The following is a 16,487-nucleotide window of genomic DNA, read 5'->3' as shown; positions in this document are numbered from 1 at the left end:
TTTTATTTAATGAAATTACTAAATGTCTTCATATTCTTTTCTTTTAATGCATGATGACTTTCGTCTGCAATTTCATTGTCGGCAGTCGGTTTTGAATCATCAGCAACTTCATCTACAACGCTATCTTCTATTTCCTCTTCAACTATCACTTCAGTAAGATCATCATGTTCATTTGATTCTATATCTGTTATTAATTCTGGTTGTGTTAATTTCACAACTTCACTTTCAGTTAAACGTTTTAACACGAAATAGGCACATCCAAAATTGCAGTATTCTAGTAAGTAATCCTGAATTGCAGAAAATCTCTTACTAATATCTGCACCTTTTTTCTTATCATCAAAGAATCCTTTTAACCTTAATTGTTCAAATCCGATATCTCCTACGATATATGGATATCGGTCTAAAATTTCTGAGTAACGTCCTTCGAACATTTCCTGATTAAATGCATCTTTATGATTTTCTATAATATGAAAGTAATGTTGATTCACGTTAATAATCATAAGTCACCTACTCGCTTGCAGCTTCACCTAGTCTGTGTTTTTCTTTTGCAGCAGCATTAACTTGTTCATCGGCATGGTAAGAACTACGTACCATCGGTCCAGCCTGACAATGTTTAAATCCTTTTTCCATTGCTATTTTACGCAATTTACCGAACTCTAATGGTGTATAATATTTTTGAACTTTTAGATGCTTACGTGAAGGTTGTAAATATTGACCAATTGTCATAATATCAACATCATTTGCACGTAGATCATCCATAACTTCTAAAATTTCTTCCCAAGTTTCACCTAAGCCAACCATTAAGCTTGATTTTGTAGGAATATCTGGTTGCAATTCTTTTGAACGACGTAATACTTCTAATGAACGATCATATTTCGCACGCGCACGAACTCTTGGCGTTAAACGACGCACTGTTTCAATATTATGATTCAAAATATCAGGACGTGCATTCATTAAACGTTCCCAGTTATCAAAACTTCCACCCATATCTGATGGTAAGACTTCTATTGTTGTATAAGGATTTACTTCACGTACTTTACGAATCGTTTCAGCATATACTTCAGAACCGCCATCTTTTAAGTCATCACGTGCAACTGCAGTAATTACAACGTGTTTAAGATTCATTAGACGAACAGATTCTGCAACACGTTCCGGTTCGTTTAAATCAAGTTCATTGGGTAAACCTGTCTTAACGGCACAGAAACGACATGCACGCGTACAAACTGCCCCTAAAATCATAATCGTAGCTGTACGACGTTCACCCCAACATTCATGAATATTAGGACATTTTGCTTCTTCACAAACTGTATTTAAATTATGCTCACGCATCATTTTCTTCAGGCCAGTGTAATTCTTATTTGTATTTAACTTAATTTTAAGCCATTCGGGTTTTCTTAAGATTTCTTCGTTCTTAGTCGCCAATTCAATCCCTCCAATTAATTATTCTACAATTATAACATAAAGTTATTATTTTGAAATTCTAAGATTTTATTGTTCAAAAATTGTACTCATTATTTTCAATTGCTGTTTGCATTAAATCACGCAAAAATTCAGGCATGAAATATTCTTTTTCATTTTGAACAAACTGTGGGAAGAATCGGCCAAAAGTATACATGTCTAATGTTGCTAATTTGTAATTCTGATGATTATCAATTTCTTCTGTACCAATAAAATATCTTTGCTGTGATTGTATGTATCCGATATTATGTAATACATACATACCAAATAAATCGCCTCTAAAACCAAACCCTTTAACGATCTCATCTTTATATTCATGTTGTTGACTAACATTTATCACTTCTTTTAACTCACGTCCGGTCAAAGTAATTTTTACAGGATTAATCGGATGTGGCAACATTTTATGCAGTTCATATTTTGTAAATTGATTGCCGGTATATCCATTAACGATAAGTCCAGTATTGATTAACGCACATTCTCCACCAGTAAATTGCATTAGTTTATCCGCTAATATGTATGTCGTATATGATGCACTATATAATCTTCTCGGTAAATCAATTTGCCTTTCTGTAATCGGTTCTGATAATAACGTTTTACCTTGTGCATAATAATCATCTTCAGTATTACGTATATCATCTGTGTTAATTAATCTCGCTTTTTTATTCACAAGCTTCTTACCATCAAAAGACAATGTAACTTCCCCTAAGTACTCACCGTATCTTCCTGCAGCTCCGATTAGAACTCCGTTAACTTGCTCACCATGTTCAAAATAATGATGTGTGTGTGCACCGAGAATCAAATCGATTTCCGGATGACTTTCTGCAAGCGTTCTATCAAAGAATTTACCTAAATGACTTAAAACGATAACGACATCGACATTCGGTCGTAAATTTTGAATTTCTTCTGAAATAGCCGTCATCGGATCAGTAACAATCCATCCTAAAGCCTTATAAAAAGGTGTGAATTCCGCCGTAGCACCAACGATACCAAATTTGATACCATTCTTTTCATAAATCACAGATTTATCAATATTGTTAGGTAAATGTCCAGCTTCATCAAATAAATTACAGCATGTCACTTTAAAATTTGCATTCTGATAAAGTCGATTGAAATCCTCAAAATTTAAAGTAATTCCTTCATTATTACCAAGTGTTACGACATCCACCTGCGCTTCGTTTAACAACTGAACATTTGCCTGACCAAGCGTTGCTTCTGTAAATGGATGACTTCTATCAACATGATCACCTAAATCTAAATAAAGCATGTTTTGAGATTCTGACTTTATGTCCAGAATATATCGTGTGATTTTCTTATAGTTTGATAAATAACTATGCATATCATTCGTATGAAATATTTTTATATCCATTCAATTGCCTCCTTATCATCCAGTGAAGCTTTTAATAATTAAATATATTCCTAATAGCATTAATATAATACGTAACATCAGTACAACTGTAGCTGATTTCATGCGCTTATTAATCTGCACACCGATCTTTGCACCAATAAAACTAGCAATAATTAGTATAATTGCATATGGCCATATAATATTTCCTTGTATTATATGACTTGTTGCGCCACTGACACTTGATACAAAAATCATAATCATGCTCGTGCCTACTGCAATATGAGGCGGAAATCTAAAGATAATGATCATCAGAGGTGTCATCAAAGCCCCTCCTCCGATTCCAAAAAGACCTGTTAAACATCCTACCAGAAATGTTAATAAAACAGCTGGTATTGGTGCAATACTATAATGATAAGTATCACCTTTTATATCGGTATATGATTTTTCATATTTTTTATTCTGGAAGAATTTAATCGGTTTTATTTTATCCCTTACCATTAAAACAATACTCATAATAATTAAGAAGATACCGAAATAAAGATTAAAGCGGTGAATCGTTAAATACTGACTTAAATGAGCACCTACTAATGCTCCGGGAATAATACCCACCATAAAGATAACAGCATTTTTAAGATCTGCCTGTTTATTTTTTATATAACCAAGAGATGCTGATAAACCTGTTGAAATTAAAATCACAGTAGATGTTCCAATCGCTTTCTGTGGTGTAATACCATCTATTAATCCAATTTCCATACCTAAATATATTAATGCCGGCACAATAATGATACCACCACCGATACCAACGATTGAGCCAATAATACTTGAAAATAAACCTAAAAATATTAAAACAAAAATTGCAGTCATACTCATTTCAACACTTCCTAAAAAAGTTTTAGTTGTTTAAAGTTTAAACCTGTATATTCGATATTTAAAATTTCACACATCCGTTTCGCATTGCCGGCTGCATGGCCACCTGAATTATTATTAAATACAACATATACATTTCTGGCTTTCTGATCGAGAATTTGAAGCTCTTTCGCTAAAAATTTTAATTCAGTTTCGTTATAATCATAAAGATAGCGTACATCTCGCCATTCCTGGTCAGACAAATCTTTTTTCGTCCATCCGCCAACATTTCTTCCGTGAAAGCGAACAAGCGCATCCTCATGTGTGATACGATTTACGAATGGTATACTGCCATGACCCGCTTGTGGTTCGTCACATACAGAATGGATTAATTGATGTTCATATAGAAAATTAAGTGTATGTTCTTTCATGTCAGTTGTAAACCAGCTATCATTTCTAAATTCAATACAAATAGGAAATTGTTTAAAATGGTTTTTCAAGTAAATAATATAATTGATATTTACTGTAGTACAATCATACCAAGGTGGAAACTGAATGAGTAAACATCCAAGCTTTCCAGCGTCATATATAGGTTGAAGCATTGTTTTAAATTGTTCAATGAGCTCCATTCTCGATGCAGCAAAATCTTCTACTGCAGCATGTCCTGTGAGTGCTTGATGAATTTTAACGATAAATTTAAAATTATCCGGTGTTTCTTTTATCCATTTTTGAATATTGCGTTCAGGTTGAACAGAATAATACGTAGCGTCCAGTTCAACTATCGGAAAATGCGCACCATAATGATAAAGCTTTTCATTTTTATTTGTGAGATCTGCATATAATGTATCATGATCTCCCCAACCAGTAAGTCCTATATATATCATTTCATCACCTAACTGTTATTTTATCATAAACTTATCAAAATATAGATTGGAGAACTTATGACTACCATTACCCTTAATGATGTAAATTTTTCTGTTAATGATAAACATATTATAAAAAATGTATCGACAAATTTTCATTCCGGTAAGATCACCGCTTTAATCGGTCCCAGTGGTGCCGGCAAAACGACTATTTTAAAAATGATCAACGGATTAATCAGTCCAACTTCTGGTGATATATTAATTGATGATCAATCTATTCAATCACTTGATTTAGTTGAGCTGAAAAAACAAATTGGATTAGCACTTCAAAGTGCACCAATGATACAAGGCACAGTATACGATAATATCAATCTACCTAAAACGCTTTTTAATCAGAAGTTACCCGTTGAAGCAGCATCGAAACTGCTCGACCAGCTAAATTTAGATACAATTGACCTCAATACAAATGTAAAAAGTCTTTCAGGAGGACAGCGTCAACGTCTTTCTATCGCACGAACATTAGTTAACCAGCCTAAAGTCTTATTACTCGATGAAATTACATCGAGCTTAGATCCACGAAGTGTACGTGAAGTAGAAGCATTGATTCACAAAATCAATGAAAGATATAACGTCACGGTTATCTGGATAACGCATGACGTTGATCAGGCGAAACGGGCTGCAGACTACTACTGCATGCTTAAAGATGGTGAAGTTGTTACTACAGGTGAAGCAAGTCAATTATTTGAATCCAATAATGGAACCTTGAATGCTTTTCTGAAAGGAGAAATAGAATGACATTAACACAACTGGCATTAACACTTATATTCGTACTGATACCATTAGTCTTAAGTTATACATTGAAACTCGGGCTTGAAAAAGATATTATCATCGCAACGATTAGAAGTACAATTCAGCTTATTTTCATCGGTTATTTACTAACTTTCGTTTTTGATGGCAATCACCCAATCTACATCCTGCTGATGATATTATTAATGATTACAGCCGCAACGCAAAATATTATAAAAAAAGGAAAAGGAATAAAAGGTATCACCTGGAAGATCGTGCTGACGTTAATCACAGTAGAAGTAGTAACGCAAACCATTCTACTAGGCTTTCATATCATACCATTTGAAGCGCGTTATGTAATACCGATTAGCGGAATGATGATTGGTAATGCAATGGTATTATCGCTACTATTTCTCAATCGTTTCTTAAGTGAACTTGATCAAAATGAAGAACAAATCGAATTAATTCTCTCACTTGGAGGAAATCCAAAACAAGCCATTCATAGAGTGCTTATGGCATCTATAAAAAATTCAATGATACCGACAATCGAAAGCCAAAAGACAATGGGGCTCGTGCAACTTCCCGGAATGATGAGCGGACAAATTATCGGTGGGGCAGATCCTATCGTTGCTGCACAATTCCAATTACTTATTCTGTTCTTATTATTGACAGCAGCAACACTTTCAAGTGTGATGGTCGGATTTTTAAGTTATCCGACTTTATTTAACGACAAACAGCAGTTCATTGGTAAATATTACAACACAGAAAAAAATGCCTAAGACATAGCGTCTTAGGCATTTATTTATATTTTAACCGATAGAACCTTCCATTTCAAATTTAATTAAACGGTTCATTTCAACTGCGTATTCCATTGGTAATTCTTTTGTAAATGGCTCAATGAAGCCCATTACGATCATTTCTGTCGCTTCTTCTTCTGATATACCACGGCTCATTAAGTAGAATAACTGTTCTTCTGATACTTTAGAAACTTTCGCTTCATGCTCTAAAGAAATATTATCATTTAACATTTCGTTATATGGAATAGTATCTGAAGTTGATTCATTGTCCATGATTAATGTATCACATTCAATGTTTGAACGCGCACCAGTCGCTTTACGTCCGAAATGAACGATACCACGGTAAACTACTTTACCGCCTTGTTTAGAGATCGATTTAGAGACGATAGTTGAAGAAGTGTTTGGTGCCATGTGCATCATTTTCGCACCAGCATCCTGAACTTGTCCTTTACCTGCTAAGGCGATAGATAATGTCATACCACGTGCACCTTCACCTAATAAGTAACATGCAGGGTATTTCATTGTTAATTTAGAACCGATGTTACCATCAATCCATTCCATCGTTCCATTTTCATAAACGAATGTACGTTTTGTAACTAAGTTGAATACATTATTTGCCCAGTTTTGAATTGTCGTATAACGGCAATATGCATCTTTTTTAACGATGATTTCTACTACAGCTGAGTGTAAAGAATTCGTCGTATAAACTGGAGCTGTACATCCTTCAACGTAGTGTACACTTGCGCCTTCGTCAACGATGATTAATGTTCTTTCAAATTGTCCCATATTCTCAGAGTTAATACGGAAGTACGCTTGTAACGGTGTTTCTAATTTTACACCTTTTGGTACATAGATGAACGATCCACCTGACCAAACTGCAGAGTTTAATGCAGCAAATTTATTATCTGCCGGTGGAATTACTGAAGCAAAATGCTCTTTAAAGATATCTTCATTTTCACGTAATGCAGAATCTGTATCTTTAAAGATAATGCCTTGTTCTTCTAAATCTTCCTGCATATTATGGTATACAACTTCAGATTCATATTGTGCTGATACTCCAGCTAAATATTTTTGTTCCGCTTCAGGGATACCTAATTTATCAAATGTTTGTTTAATCTCTTCAGGAACTTCGTCCCAAGAACGTTCTGTATGTTCAGATGGTTTTACATAGTACGTAATTTCATCGAAGTTTAATTCTGATAAATCCCCACCCCACATCGGCATAGGCATTTTATAGAATTGTTTTAAAGATTTTAAGCGGAAATCTAACATCCACTGTGGCTCTTCCTTCATCTTTGAAATTTCTCTTACGATATCTTCAGTTAGTCCACGTTCTGAACGGAAAATAGAAACGTCTTTATCATGGAAACCATATTTGTAATCACCAACATCGGGTGCTTGTTTAACCATTTCATTCACTCCTTTTAGTTTTCATTCTTTGTGCCACGTTCTAATGCTTTCCAGGCAAGTGTCGCACATTTAATACGCGCCGGAAACTTAGCTACACCAGAAAGTGCTTCAATATCTCCAGCTTCTTCATCTATTTCATAATCTTCACCAAGCATCATCTTAGAGAATTCATCACTCATCTTTAATGCTTCTTCTATTGTCTTACCTTTTATTGCTTCAGTCATCATTGATGCGCTAGACATTGAGATAGAACAACCTTCACCATCAAACTTTGCATCCTGCACAATATCATCAACAATATCAAGTGTAAGACGAATTCTATCTCCACATGTTGGATTGTTCATATCTATTGTTAAGGCACCATCTTCGATAACACCTTTGTTACGAGGATTCTTATAATGATCCATTATGACAGAACGATAAAGTTGATCTAAATTATTAAAACTCATAACTGAAAAACTCCTTTGTTTCTTTCAAGCTTTGAACAAGTTGATCTACTTCTTCTTTTGTGTTGTAGATGTAGAAACTTGCACGTGCTGTAGAGGACTGTCCCAACCATTTCATTAAAGGTTGTGCACAATGATGCCCTGCACGAATCGCAATACCGTGTGAATCTAATGCAGTTGCTAAATCATGCGGATGTACACCTTCTAAATTAAAAGTAATTAATCCTGCACGTTTATCTACAGTTGGACCGTAAATTTCTAAACCTTCAATTTCACTCATCTTTTCATAAGCATATGCCGTAAGCTCATGTTCGTATGCTAGCACATTGTCCATGCCAATGTTACTTAAATAATTAATAGCTTCAGCTAAACCTACTGCTTCAGCGATAAGCGGTGTACCCGCTTCAAATTTAGTCGGTAATTCTGTCCATGTAGAGTCCTGTAAGCCTACAAAGTCAATCATATCTCCACCAAATTCAATCGGTTCCATTTGATTTAAATATTCTCTTTTACCATATAAAACTCCGATTCCTGTTGGACCAAGCATCTTGTGTCCACTGAACGCATAGAAGTCACAATTTAAATCAGTCACATCAACATTCATATGAGGTATTGCCTGCGCACCATCAACTACCATCACAGCACCATTTTCATGTGCAATTTCAGCGATGCTTTTCACATCATTGATTATGCCTAGAACGTTAGAAACATGTGCCATTGCAACAATTTTTGTCTTGCTTGTAACTGTTGCACGTACATTTTCCAACGTAACCGTGCCATCTGATTCAAGTGGAATATATTTAAGCACTGCTTTCTTACGTTTCGCAAGTTGTTGCCACGGAACTAAATTTGCATGATGTTCCATCTCAGTAATGACAATTTCGTCACCTTCACTAACCGCAATATCACCATAACTGTGTGCTACAGTATTAATTGCTGTTGTCGTACCGCGTGTGAATATAATCTCTTCAAAATATTTCGCGTTGATAAAATTGCGTACTGTTTCGCGTGCATTTTCATACCCATCCGTAGCACGCGTACCTAAAGTATGTACACCACGGTGTACATTCGCATTCATATGCTCATAATAATATTTTGTTTTCTCTATTACACTTGAAGGTTTCTGACTAGTCGCTGATGAATCTAAATAAATGATATCTTTTCCGTTTACTTGTTCAGTTAGAATCGGAAAATCTTTTCTGATTGCTTCAACATTTAAGCTGGTCATTTTGTATCAAGACCTTTCAAAACTGTATTTTATAATTTACCCATTACTTTTTCTTCAATAACGTCTGTTAATTGACGTTTTACTGCTTCAATTGGTAATTCAGTTACTACTGGAGCTAAGAAACCATGAATGACTAAACGTTCTGCTTCCTGTTTAGAAATACCGCGACTCATTAAATAGAATAATTGCATCGGATCCACACGGCCTACAGAAGCTGCATGTCCTGCTGTAACATCATCTTCATCGATTAATAATATCGGGTTAGCGTCTCCACGTGCTTTCTCTGATAACATTAATACACGTGATTCTTGTTGTGCGTCTGCTTTTGTACCACCATGTTTAATGTGGCCGATTCCATTAAAGATTGAAGATGCTGAATCTTTCATTACACCGTGTTTTAAGATATGACCTTCACTAGATTTACCATATTGTATGATTTGAGTTGTAAAGTTTAATTTTTGTTCTCCACGACCTACTACAACAATCTTTAAATTACTCTTAGAATTGTCACCATTTAAGTAAGTCGTATTATCATTGATTGTATCTCCATCATTCATCAAACCTAAAGCCCAGTCAATCGTTGCATCTTTTGCAGCCATACCACGACGAATCACATGTCCTGTAAATCCTTTGTTTAAAAAGTCAACGGCACCGTAAGTGATCTTAGCATTATCTTTTGCGATAACTTCAGAAACTAAATTTAACTGTGCATCTTTTGTTTCTACAGTTGATAAATAGTTCTCAACATATGTTACTTCAGCACTTTCTTCAGCAACAATGATTAAATGGTTGATGATATTTACATCTGCATTATCATGTAATACTACATATTGAATTGGATTTTCAACAACTACATTACGTGGAACGTATACGAATAGACCACCATTCATCATAGCAGCATGCAATGCAGTCAGGCGGTGTTCATCTACTTTTACAGCTTCAGTCATATAGTATTGTTTTACTAAATCACTGTTTTCAATTAATGCAGTTTCAATATCTTTTACGATTACACCTTGATCAATTAAAGACTGTTCAACTTTTACTAATGCAGGTGTATTGTTATGTTGCACAATAAGGTTTTCTACATTCTCCATATCCAATAAATTTTTAACCGCTTCAGGTAAAGCATCAGTTGAAGCATAGACATCACTTTTGATTGCTTTATGGTGAACATCAAAGACCCATTTATCAAGTTTTGTTTTATCTGGTTTTGGCATTTCAATTGTATTTAATTTATTAAAAGCGTCAGCACGTAATTCTGCCATCCATGTTGGCTCATTGCGTGATGCTGAGAAATTTTTAATCATATCGTTTGTTACATCGATTGTACTCATCACATTTTCCTCCTATTTAATTATCAGGTATTACGCGTTAATTGTTTCATCTTGAATGTTAAGCTCTTGTTTAATCCAGTCATAACCTTCAGCTTCAAGACGTTTCGCTAACTCTTCTCCACCTGATTTAACAACTTTACCTTGCATCATAACATGTACGAAGTCAGGCGTAATGTAGTTTAATAAACGTTGGTAATGCGTGATAATTAAGCAACCGAAGTTTTCTCCGCGCATTTCGTTAATTCCTTTAGATACAACTTTTAATGCATCGATATCTAAACCTGAATCGATTTCATCTAAGATTGCAAATTTAGGTTCTAGCATCATTAATTGAAGAATTTCGTTACGTTTTTTCTCCCCACCAGAGAATCCTTCGTTTAAGTAACGCTGTGCCATATCTAAATCCATTTCTAAAAATTCCATATTTTTGTCTAATTTCTTGATGAACTGCATTAAATTGATTTCATTACCTTCTTCACGTTTAGCATTAATTGCTGAGCGTAAGAAGTCTGCATTCGTAACACCAGAAATTTCTGATGGGTATTGCATCGCTAAGAAAAGACCAGCTTGTGCGCGTTCATCAACTTCCATTTCTAATACATTCTCGCCATCAAGTAAAACTTCACCTTGCGTAACTTCATATTTAGGATGACCCATAATTGCTGCTGATAAAGTTGATTTACCAGTACCATTAGGCCCCATGATTGCATGAATTTCATTTTGTTTAATCGTTAAATTTACACCTTTTAAAATTTCTTTCCCTTCAATTGAAACGTGTAAATCTTTAATTTCTAAAACTGATACCATATTGAATTCCCTCCGATATATATAATAATTTCATCTTATCTAGTTTATAATAATTTTAATCTGAGGTCAAAGACCTATGACTTAAATCACAGTACTTATTATAACCTAAATAAGATATTAGTTAAATTAATCGGGCTAAATATTTTTAATCAGTGAGAAAATATGTCTTTTGATTGAAAATAAAGAAACATGAATACAACCTTAATCTTCAATATAGTTTAAAAATCTCTTCCAAACTAACTCTTCATTCTATATCATCTTCACATTAATAAAAAAAGAGATTAAGACAAATGTCTTAATCTCATTTTTTTACTATTTTGCTGGAATTACTTTTCCATCATATTTTTTATTGATGAAATCCTGGATTTCTTTTGATTGTAATACTTTAACTAATGCTTTGATCTTAGCATCATCTTTATGTCCTTCTTGCACTGCAATTAAATTTGCGTATGGAGAATCTTCACCTTCAATTGCAATTGAATCTTTAACTGGATTTAATTTATTTGCTAAAGCAAAGTTAGAGTTGATGATTGTTGCATCACCTTCACCATTGTTATAAGTTTTAGGAACAAACTCTGCTGCTTGTTTGTTGTTGAATTGAATATCTTTTTTATTTTCAACGATGTCTTTAAATGTCGCTTTTACAGGATCTACTCCGTCTTTAAGTTTAATTAAACCTGCTTTTGTAAAGAATGATAAGAAGCGTCCTTCTTCAGCCGGGTTATTAGATACATACACTGTTGCACCTTTTTTTAATTCATCTAAGTTTTTCACTTTTTTTGAATATACCGCCATTGGTTCAACGTGGACATTTCCTGCTGATTCAATGTTGTATCCTTTAGCTTTTTTCTCAGTTTCTAAATACGGTGTATGCTGGAAGTAGTTCGCATCGATGTCACCTTCTGATAACATACGGTTTGGTGTTGTATAGTCATTGATGATTTTAATTTTTAAATCATAACCTTCTTTTTTTAGTGCTGCTTTTGCTTCTTCTAAAATTTCTGCATGTGGTGCGGGTGAAGCCCCTACTGTGATCGTTTTGTCATCTGACTTTGAAGTTTTGTTGTCGTCAGATTTATCATTACCACAAGCTGCAAGAATTAATATTAATGATGCAGTAAGAAATACGTAAAATAATTTTTTCATTTTTAACGCTCCTCTTTTTTGTATTATTTTTATAAAAATCCATTCTGGATAATTAACGTTTATCAACTTTCTTCGTAATAATGTCACCGACGAATTGAATGAGGAATACAATAATTAAAATAATTACTGTAGAAACAAAAATTACGTCATTTTGTCCTCTTGTGAATCCAACTAAGTAAGCTAAGTTACCTAAACCACCGGCACCAATAACGCCAGCGATTGCTGTAGAACCAACGAGTGCAATCGTTGTGACTGTAATACCAGATACAATTGCTGGTAAACTTTCAGGAATTAATACTTTTTTAATTAATGTCCATGTATTTGCGCCCATTGATTCAACAGCTTCGATTACACCTTTATCTATCTCTTTCAATCCAATTTCAACAAGACGTGCGTAGAAAGGTGCCGCACCAATAATTAAAGCTGGCAGTGCTCCTTTTACTCCACTGATTGTCTGCATGATTAAATTTGTAAATGGAAATAGCAATAAAATCAAGATAATAAATGGGATTGCTCGGAATAAATTGACGATAAAAGCTGTAACACTATAAAATACACGTGCTGCTTTTGACTTACTGCGAGAAGTTAAGAACAATATAATACCGATAATTAACCCAAATATAAATGTGAATATTGCAGAAATAAAAGTCATTGATAAAGTTTCAACGGTTGCAGTCCATACATCTGCCCATACCACATTTTTCATGCTTAACATATCTGTCAATGTTTTAATAAAATTATCCATGTCTTTCTACCTCCATCTCAACACCATGGCTTTTTAATTCTTCAGCGATAGGTTGAAGTGATCCGTTAACTTCTTTAACATGAACAATTAAATTACCGAAAGATCCTGATTGAGTATGTTTAACATTTCCTGCTAAGATATTCATCTCGATGCCGTACTTCTTAATTACTTTACTTACGATAGGCTGGCCAGTTGAAGAGCCAACAAATTTTAATTTCAGGATACTGCCATGTGGATATGCTTGTTTAATCTCTTCGATTGAAGTCTCAGTTTCATTATCCTGGATATCATCACGTACAAAACGTTTTGTGATAGTTGTTTTTGGATTATTAAATACTTCTATCACTGATCCTTCTTCAACCACTTTCCCTAACTCCATTACAGCTACTTTGTGACAGATCTTGCGGATAACTTCCATCTCATGGGTGATTAAAATTATGGTTAAGTTCAACGTTTTATTGATATCAACTAATAGTTCTAGAATTTCATCTGTCGTCTGTGGATCTAAAGCACTCGTTGCTTCATCACAAAGTAAAACGTCAGGATCATTACTTAATGCACGGGCAATACCTACACGTTGTTTTTGCCCTCCTGACAATTCTGATGGATAAGCATTTTCTCTGCCTTCTAATCCAACAAGTTTAATCAAAGATTTCACTTTAGGACTAATGTCGCTCTTTTTAACGCCGGCTATTTCAAGAGGTAATGCAATATTGTCATATACCGTTCTACTCCAAAGTAGGTTAAAATGCTGGAATATCATTGATATTTTTTGACGTTCTTTATTCAGTTGCTGCTTTGACAGTTTATTGATGGTACTGCCATTTACAATCACGTCACCACTCGTCGGTAATTCTAATCCGTTAAACATTCGAATTAATGTACTTTTCCCGGCACCACTGAAACCAATAATACCGTAAATCTCACCGCTTTGAATTTCAAGATTTACGTTATCGACAGCTTGTATATTTCCTTTTTTTGTTGTAAATGTCTTTACAACATTGTTTAATGTAATCAAATTTGGCCTCCTAACAAAAAAACGTCTCTCCTATGTGAACATAAGAAAGACGATAATTATCTATTTTCGACTCTCTCATCTTCTAAAGTTAATATAACTTTATGTGAATTGGCACCATGTCATTATTGACGGTTGCCGGGTTTCATAGGGCACATCCCTCCACCACTCTGGATAAGAGTTTATTTAGTTGTTTTATGAATATGTTCTTTATCTTAAGTCAATTTGAAGTATTCGTCAACAGTAAATTTAAATTTTCATACAAAGTTGTTACGGACTCAAATTGATAAGAAATATTTTCGACTATCCCATTACGAATAAACAATAGCACAGGTACACTTTTTATTTCATAATACTGACTTAAATTTTCATAATAATTTAAATCAATTTTTATAACGGGTATATTTAGAGATGCAGCAGTAATATCTAACATCTTTTCTGCAAGCTTACATGTACCACAAAACGGGGTATATCCAAATAGAATAAATGGTTGATCTGAAATTTCAAATTGCAAAAGCTGATTTAAGTTCATATTGCGCGGGCTTACCTTTCCATATCAATTGTTGTTTTACATCAAACTGATGTTTCATCATCGTTCTTGCTAAATAATCTAGTGGACAATTACCCACCTCACCGTATTTCGGATCAATATGAATATGATTACTTTCACTCACATGGCGTTTAAACCAAGATCTAATTTTACGTCCAGCTTTATCACTATCGGTCATAATATAAACTTTATGATGGTACAAATCTTCAATCATATCATCCAGTTTTCCGATACCCATCGTGCCATTGGTGCATATAATATGTACAGGTTCCGTTAATACTTCTTGTAATCTTAGTTTGTCACGCTTTCCTTCTACAACGATAACTTTAGTAATTACAGACATGTCCATCACCTTTTTATCATATTGTATTCAGTTTTAGCAATTTGATAATAAAAAAATTCCTTGATAAATTATTATCAAGGAAATTATACCATTTATGCGTTAATCATTTCATCATATTGTGCTTGATCCATTAATTCTTCAAGTGCAGCATCGTCAGCTTCAACTTTAATCATCCAAGCTTGATCCATTGCTGATTCGTTTACTAATTCAGGAGAATCTTCTAATTCAGAGTTAACTTCAATAACTTTGCCTGAGATAGGAGCATATAATTCAGATACAGTTTTTACTGACTCAACGCTACCAAAAGGAGCACCAACTTCGATTTCATCTCCAACTTCTGGTAATTCAACGAATACGATATCCCCTAATTCAGATTGTGCGAAATCTGTAATACCGATTGTTTTAACATTATCTTCTGATTTTACCCATTCGTGATCTTTTGAAAATTTTAAGTTTGACATTATAAACCCTCCGTTTAATTAAAGTACTATCACTATAATAATGACACATTGTAAGCGTTTATTCAATCATTTTTATAACCAAGTATCGCTATATTCTTTTTCTTTAAAGCCTAAAGTAATTTTATTGCCATTAACAGCTAACGGTCTTTTAACTAACATACCATCTGAAGCAAGTAATTCAAACTTTTCATCATCTGACTTTTCGCTTAATGTTTCTTTAAGGTTTAATGCTTTAAATTTAGCACCCTGTTTATTGAAAAGCGCATCAACATCAACATTTGTCTGCTCTACAATCGCTTTAAATTCAGCAGCCGTGGGAGTAAGTTCAACGATATGGATAGGTTCAAAACTAACGCCATGTGTTTCTAAATATTTTGCTGCCTTTCTACATGTACTACAATTTGGTAACTGATAAAATTTTATCATCATAGGCCTCCTTCTTAATTTAACCTAATATTAACAATTATTCTTAAAGGTTACAACTGCAATCCTTATCGTTTAATAATTTATTAAAAAGGTATATAATTATCATATAAATAAATTATATAAAACACTGTGAGGGAATAATTATGAGAACAATAAGTCAATATGAAGAATTTAAAGAAATTATAAATCAAGATGAGAAAGTAATCGTAAAATTCTTTGCAGATTGGTGTCCCGATTGTACACGTATGGATTTCTGGATTGATCCTATTGTAGATGAATACAATGATTATACATGGTATAAAATCAACCGTGACCAAGTACCTGAAGCTGCTGATGAGAATGAAGTAATGGGTATCCCAAGTATCCTTATCTTTGAAAAAGGTGAAAAATTAGCACATCTTCATTCTGCTAACGCAAAAACACCTGAATCAGTTAAAGCATTTTTAGCCGAGAACTTAAAATAAAATTTTAAATTTATAAA

Annotated in this window: 19 protein-coding genes, 1 pseudogene and 1 riboswitch; of the genes and pseudogenes, 3 read left to right on the top strand and 17 right to left on the bottom strand. The window is 33.9% G+C overall.

Features of this window, described 5'->3' with window-relative positions; genetic code table 11:
- Positions 1–119: 119 nt before the first annotated feature.
- From KFV12_RS04275 to KFV12_RS04255, 5 genes and pseudogenes are all read right to left on the bottom strand, one after another.
- Positions 120–497, bottom strand: a pseudogene (locus tag KFV12_RS04275) (YutD family protein); the annotation flags it as partial.
- Positions 498–507: 10 nt separating this feature from the next.
- Positions 508–1,422: a lipoyl synthase gene (gene lipA / locus KFV12_RS04270; RefSeq protein WP_096077047.1), complete on the bottom strand. Its 915-nt coding sequence runs from the start codon at positions 1,420–1,422 to the stop codon at positions 508–510.
- Between the two features lie 73 nt (positions 1,423–1,495).
- Positions 1,496–2,824, bottom strand: coding sequence for a bifunctional metallophosphatase/5'-nucleotidase (locus KFV12_RS04265; RefSeq protein ID WP_239242310.1), 1,329 nt, complete (start codon positions 2,822–2,824; stop codon positions 1,496–1,498).
- A 15-nt stretch (positions 2,825–2,839) separates the two neighbouring features.
- Entirely contained in the window at positions 2,840–3,673 is an 834-nt protein-coding gene (locus tag KFV12_RS04260) for a sulfite exporter TauE/SafE family protein (RefSeq protein WP_111714336.1), read from the bottom strand.
- Positions 3,674–3,684: 11 nt separating this feature from the next.
- Entirely contained in the window at positions 3,685–4,533 is an 849-nt protein-coding gene (locus tag KFV12_RS04255; RefSeq protein ID WP_254257387.1) for a DUF72 domain-containing protein, read from the bottom strand.
- A 57-nt stretch (positions 4,534–4,590) separates the two neighbouring features.
- On the opposite strand from KFV12_RS04255, the gene KFV12_RS04250 reads away from it, so the two are divergent.
- Both KFV12_RS04250 and KFV12_RS04245 read left to right on the top strand, forming a co-directional pair.
- Positions 4,591–5,307: an ABC transporter ATP-binding protein gene (locus tag KFV12_RS04250; RefSeq protein WP_111714334.1), complete on the top strand. Its 717-nt coding sequence runs from the start codon at positions 4,591–4,593 to the stop codon at positions 5,305–5,307.
- On the top strand, positions 5,304–6,077 hold the full coding sequence (locus KFV12_RS04245) for an ABC transporter permease (protein WP_111714333.1): 774 nt from the start codon (positions 5,304–5,306) through the stop codon (positions 6,075–6,077). Before KFV12_RS04250 ends, KFV12_RS04245 begins: the two co-directional genes overlap by 4 nt.
- Positions 6,078–6,107: 30 nt before the next feature.
- Here the strand turns inward: KFV12_RS04245 and sufB are convergent, their stop codons facing one another.
- The 12 genes from sufB to KFV12_RS04185 all read right to left on the bottom strand — a co-directional run bounded on the left by sufB (position 6,108) and on the right by KFV12_RS04185 (position 16,006).
- Complete coding sequence (sufB, locus tag KFV12_RS04240) at positions 6,108–7,505, bottom strand: Fe-S cluster assembly protein SufB (protein ID WP_111714332.1); 1,398 nt, start codon at positions 7,503–7,505, stop codon at positions 6,108–6,110.
- 14 nt (positions 7,506–7,519) lie between these two features.
- Positions 7,520–7,954: a Fe-S cluster assembly sulfur transfer protein SufU gene (sufU, locus tag KFV12_RS04235; protein ID WP_111714331.1), complete on the bottom strand. Its 435-nt coding sequence runs from the start codon at positions 7,952–7,954 to the stop codon at positions 7,520–7,522.
- Positions 7,944–9,179: a cysteine desulfurase gene (locus KFV12_RS04230; protein WP_111714330.1), complete on the bottom strand. Its 1,236-nt coding sequence runs from the start codon at positions 9,177–9,179 to the stop codon at positions 7,944–7,946. The genes sufU and KFV12_RS04230 overlap by 11 nt, the downstream gene beginning before the upstream one ends.
- Before the next feature lie 29 nt (positions 9,180–9,208).
- The gene (gene sufD / locus KFV12_RS04225) at positions 9,209–10,513 is read right to left on the bottom strand and encodes a Fe-S cluster assembly protein SufD (RefSeq protein WP_254257386.1); all 1,305 of its coding nucleotides are present in this window, start codon (positions 10,511–10,513) and stop codon (positions 9,209–9,211) included.
- Between the two features lie 30 nt (positions 10,514–10,543).
- Positions 10,544–11,320 (bottom strand): Fe-S cluster assembly ATPase SufC, encoded by a 777-nt coding sequence (gene sufC, locus KFV12_RS04220; protein ID WP_239242314.1) that lies wholly within the window; start codon positions 11,318–11,320, stop codon positions 10,544–10,546.
- Between the two features lie 312 nt (positions 11,321–11,632).
- Complete coding sequence (locus tag KFV12_RS04215) at positions 11,633–12,466, bottom strand: MetQ/NlpA family ABC transporter substrate-binding protein (protein WP_254257385.1); 834 nt, start codon at positions 12,464–12,466, stop codon at positions 11,633–11,635.
- A gap of 52 nt (positions 12,467–12,518) precedes the next feature.
- Complete coding sequence (locus KFV12_RS04210) at positions 12,519–13,211, bottom strand: methionine ABC transporter permease (protein WP_111714327.1); 693 nt, start codon at positions 13,209–13,211, stop codon at positions 12,519–12,521.
- Positions 13,204–14,229 carry a methionine ABC transporter ATP-binding protein gene (locus KFV12_RS04205; protein WP_254257384.1) on the bottom strand — a complete coding sequence of 342 codons (1,026 nt, stop codon included), beginning with the start codon at positions 14,227–14,229 and terminating at the stop codon, positions 13,204–13,206. The genes KFV12_RS04210 and KFV12_RS04205 overlap by 8 nt, the downstream gene beginning before the upstream one ends.
- 72 nt (positions 14,230–14,301) lie before the next feature.
- Positions 14,302–14,407: riboswitch (SAM riboswitch) on the bottom strand.
- Positions 14,408–14,446: 39 nt separating this feature from the next.
- On the bottom strand, positions 14,447–14,758 hold the full coding sequence (locus KFV12_RS04200) for a thioredoxin family protein (RefSeq protein ID WP_111714325.1): 312 nt from the start codon (positions 14,756–14,758) through the stop codon (positions 14,447–14,449).
- Positions 14,730–15,119, bottom strand: a complete 390-nt coding sequence (locus KFV12_RS04195) for a toprim domain-containing protein (RefSeq protein ID WP_111714324.1) — start codon at positions 15,117–15,119, stop codon at positions 14,730–14,732. Before KFV12_RS04195 ends, KFV12_RS04200 begins: the two co-directional genes overlap by 29 nt.
- A 92-nt stretch (positions 15,120–15,211) precedes the next feature.
- On the bottom strand, positions 15,212–15,580 hold the full coding sequence (gcvH, locus tag KFV12_RS04190; protein ID WP_111714323.1) for a glycine cleavage system protein GcvH: 369 nt from the start codon (positions 15,578–15,580) through the stop codon (positions 15,212–15,214).
- A gap of 72 nt (positions 15,581–15,652) precedes the next feature.
- The gene (locus KFV12_RS04185) at positions 15,653–16,006 is read right to left on the bottom strand and encodes a Spx/MgsR family RNA polymerase-binding regulatory protein (protein WP_254257383.1); all 354 of its coding nucleotides are present in this window, start codon (positions 16,004–16,006) and stop codon (positions 15,653–15,655) included.
- 143 nt (positions 16,007–16,149) lie between these two features.
- Between KFV12_RS04185 and KFV12_RS04180 the strand changes: the two genes are divergently transcribed.
- Complete coding sequence (locus KFV12_RS04180; protein WP_096077065.1) at positions 16,150–16,470, top strand: thioredoxin family protein; 321 nt, start codon at positions 16,150–16,152, stop codon at positions 16,468–16,470.
- The last annotated feature ends 17 nt before the right edge of the window (positions 16,471–16,487 follow it).

Source organism: Macrococcus epidermidis (assembly GCF_024205965.1).
Lineage (GTDB): Bacteria > Bacillota > Bacilli > Staphylococcales > Staphylococcaceae > Macrococcoides > Macrococcoides epidermidis.
Note: the sequence above shows the minus strand (reverse complement) of the source record. Positions and strands in the feature narration are given on the sequence as shown.

Bases quoted from the DNA above. Each gene is read 5' to 3' on its own strand.
- KFV12_RS04265 (WP_239242310.1), bottom strand. From the start codon at position 2,824: ATGGATATAAAAATATTTCATACGAATGATATGCATAGTTATTTATCA.
- KFV12_RS04260 (WP_111714336.1), bottom strand. From the start codon at position 3,673: ATGAGTATGACTGCAATTTTTGTTTTAATATTTTTAGGTTTATTTTCA.
- KFV12_RS04255 (WP_254257387.1), bottom strand. From the start codon at position 4,533: ATGATATATATAGGACTTACTGGTTGGGGAGATCATGATACATTATAT.
- KFV12_RS04250 (WP_111714334.1), top strand. From the start codon at position 4,591: ATGACTACCATTACCCTTAATGATGTAAATTTTTCTGTTAATGATAAA.
- KFV12_RS04245 (WP_111714333.1), top strand. From the start codon at position 5,304: ATGACATTAACACAACTGGCATTAACACTTATATTCGTACTGATACCA.
- sufB (WP_111714332.1), bottom strand. From the start codon at position 7,505: ATGGTTAAACAAGCACCCGATGTTGGTGATTACAAATATGGTTTCCAT.
- sufU (WP_111714331.1), bottom strand. From the start codon at position 7,954: ATGAGTTTTAATAATTTAGATCAACTTTATCGTTCTGTCATAATGGAT.
- KFV12_RS04230 (WP_111714330.1), bottom strand. From the start codon at position 9,179: ATGACCAGCTTAAATGTTGAAGCAATCAGAAAAGATTTTCCGATTCTA.
- sufD (WP_254257386.1), bottom strand. From the start codon at position 10,513: ATGAGTACAATCGATGTAACAAACGATATGATTAAAAATTTCTCAGCA.
- sufC (WP_239242314.1), bottom strand. From the start codon at position 11,320: ATGGTATCAGTTTTAGAAATTAAAGATTTACACGTTTCAATTGAAGGG.
- KFV12_RS04215 (WP_254257385.1), bottom strand. From the start codon at position 12,466: ATGAAAAAATTATTTTACGTATTTCTTACTGCATCATTAATATTAATT.
- KFV12_RS04210 (WP_111714327.1), bottom strand. From the start codon at position 13,211: ATGGATAATTTTATTAAAACATTGACAGATATGTTAAGCATGAAAAAT.
- KFV12_RS04200 (WP_111714325.1), bottom strand. From the start codon at position 14,758: ATGAACTTAAATCAGCTTTTGCAATTTGAAATTTCAGATCAACCATTT.
- KFV12_RS04195 (WP_111714324.1), bottom strand. From the start codon at position 15,119: ATGTCTGTAATTACTAAAGTTATCGTTGTAGAAGGAAAGCGTGACAAA.
- gcvH (WP_111714323.1), bottom strand. From the start codon at position 15,580: ATGTCAAACTTAAAATTTTCAAAAGATCACGAATGGGTAAAATCAGAA.
- KFV12_RS04185 (WP_254257383.1), bottom strand. From the start codon at position 16,006: ATGATAAAATTTTATCAGTTACCAAATTGTAGTACATGTAGAAAGGCA.
- KFV12_RS04180 (WP_096077065.1), top strand. From the start codon at position 16,150: ATGAGAACAATAAGTCAATATGAAGAATTTAAAGAAATTATAAATCAA.